The organism is Streptomyces sp. NPDC002690 (assembly GCF_053592415.1).
The window spans coordinates 1-2330 of record NZ_JBSFVR010000641.1 but is presented as its reverse complement, the minus strand read 5'-3'; the positions used below and the strand labels follow the sequence as shown (position 1 = coordinate 2330).

The 2330-nt window shown below is 68.7% G+C and carries 2 protein-coding genes; one reads left to right on the top strand and one right to left on the bottom strand.

Annotated elements, in window-relative coordinates:
- Positions 1-89: 89 nt before the first annotated feature.
- Positions 90-1559: a catalase gene (locus tag ACWD3D_RS36215; protein WP_451464911.1), complete on the bottom strand. Its 1470-nt coding sequence runs from the start codon at positions 1557-1559 to the stop codon at positions 90-92.
- 158 nt (positions 1560-1717) lie between these two features.
- Between ACWD3D_RS36215 and ACWD3D_RS36210 the strand changes: the two genes are divergently transcribed.
- Entirely contained in the window at positions 1718-2140 is a 423-nt protein-coding gene (locus tag ACWD3D_RS36210; protein WP_451464910.1) for a Fur family transcriptional regulator, read from the top strand.
- The last annotated feature ends 190 nt before the right edge of the window (positions 2141-2330 follow it).

Sequence of the window (2330 nt, the reverse complement as noted above, 5' to 3'; positions counted from 1 at the left end):
ACCGAGTACCCCCGCGGCGCAGGGCACGGCATGCTCCTGGTCCAGCTCCACGGCGCCGATACCGGACAGCCATGGGCGCCGGTCGGTGATCAGGCGCGCAGGGCCTGGACCGCGTCCTCCAGCCGCTTGCCGAAGTCGCCGTCGGCCCGGCGGAAGTTGTCCACCGCGCGCTCGGCGATGTCGTCGCGCGAGACCTTGGCGATGAACTGGGCGAGGTTCTCGACCAGGCGCTCCTTCTCGTCCTCGGAGAGCAGCCGGTAGAGGTTGCCCGCCTGCACGAAGTCGTCGTCCTCGGCGTGGAGCGGCGTCACGTGGTTGCCGGTGGCGCCGTCGACCGGGACCGGCTGCCAGAGCGGCCGGCCGGTCTGGGCCGGACCGCCGAAGCTGTTCGGCTCGTAGTTCTTCGCGCCGGCGTGACGGCCGTCGTAGAGGTGGCCGTCCCGGCTGTTGGTACGCGCCTCGGTGGCGTGCGGGCGGTTCACCGGCAGGTGGTCGGCGTTGATGCCGACGCGGTAGCGGTGGGCGTCGCCGTACGCGAAGAGGCGGCCCTGGAGCATCTTGTCCGGGGACGGGCCGATGCCGGGCACGAAGTGAGCGGGGCTGAAGATGGACTGCTCGACCTCGGCGAAGATGTTCTCCGGGTTGCGGTTGAGCTCCAGCTTCCCGATCTCGACCGGCGGGTAGTCCTCGTGCGGCCACACCTTGGTGAGGTCGAACGGGTTGAAGCGGTAGGTCGCCGCGTCCGCCGCGGGCATGACCTGCACCTGCACGGTCCAGGACGGGAAGTCACCGCGCTCGATGGACTCGCGCAGGTCGCGCTGGTGGCTGTCGGGGTCGACGCCGGAGAGGCGGTTGGCCTCGTCGGTGGTGAGGTTCTTGATGCCCTGGTCGGTCTTGAAGTGGTACTTGACCCAGAAGACCTCGCCGGCCTCGTTGTTCCACTGGTAGGTGTGCGAGCCGTACCCGTTCATGTGGCGCAGCGTGGCCGGGATCCCGCGGTCGCCGAAGAGCCAGGTGACCTGGTGGGTCGACTCGGGCGACAGGCCCCAGAAGTCCCAGACGTTGTCCGCCTCCTGCGAGCCGGTGTACGGGTCGCGCTTCTGGGTGTGGATGAAGTCGGGGAACTTGATGGCGTCCCTGATGAAGAACACCGGGGTGTTGTTGCCGACGAGGTCGTAGTTGCCCTCCTCGGTGTAGAACTTCAGCGCGAAACCGCGGGGGTCGCGCACGGCGTCGGCGGATCCGAGGTTCCCCGCGACGGTGGAGAAGCGGAGGAAGGTCTCCGTCTGCTTGCCGACCTCGGAGAGGAACGCGGCGCGCGTCCACCGCGAGACGTCACGGGTCAGCGTGAAGGTGCCGTACGCGCCGGCGCCGCGGGCGTGCACCACGCGCTCCGGTATGCGCTCCCGGTTGAAGTGGGCGAGCTTCTCCAGCAGCGCCTGGTCCTGCACGAGTACCGGACCGCCGACGCCCGCCGTCTCGCTGTTCTGGTTGTCGGCGACCGGCGCTCCGGCCTCCGTGGTGAGCGGTCCCTGCGTCACGTGCGCCTCCTGCGTGATGTGCGCCGCGCACCCGCCGTCTCCCGGCGGCGCGCACGGCCGATCCCTTGGCTTCTGCCGAACTGGGATCGATCCTACAATGGACATTGTCCAAGTCAAGTGAACATCCAATGTCACACCCGTTCAGGATTTGACCTGCTCGCTGATAAGCTGGGCTCATGAGTGACCTGCTGGAACGACTCCGTGGACGCGGCTGGCGCATGACGGCGCAGCGCCGCGTGGTCGCCGAGGTCCTCGACGGCGAACACGTGCACCTGACGGCCGACGAGGTGCACGCGAGGGCCGTGGACAGGCTGCCCGAGATCTCGCGGGCCACGGTCTACAACACCCTGGGCGAGATGGTGTCGCTGGGCGAGGTCCTGGAGGTCTCCACGGACCGCCGCGCCAAGCGGTACGACCCGAACGCCCGCCGACCGCACCACCACCTGGTCTGCGGGAACTGCGGAGCCATCCGGGACGTCCACCCCACCGGCAATCCGCTGGCGGACCTGCCCGACGAGGAGCGCTTCGGCTTCACGGTCTCGGGCGTCGAGGTGACCTACCGCGGGCTCTGCCCGAACTGCGCGACGACCACCGCCTGATCACCACCGCTCGATCCATCCGCACGCGAACACGACCGGCCGGTGAGGAACCCCGGCCGGTCGTCGTGCGTGGACGACATCCCGCACGCGAACACGACGAAGGCCCGGATTCGATGAATCCGGGCCTTCGTCTTTAGTAGCGGGGACAGGATTTGAACCTGCGACCTCTGGGTTATGAGCCCAGCGAGCT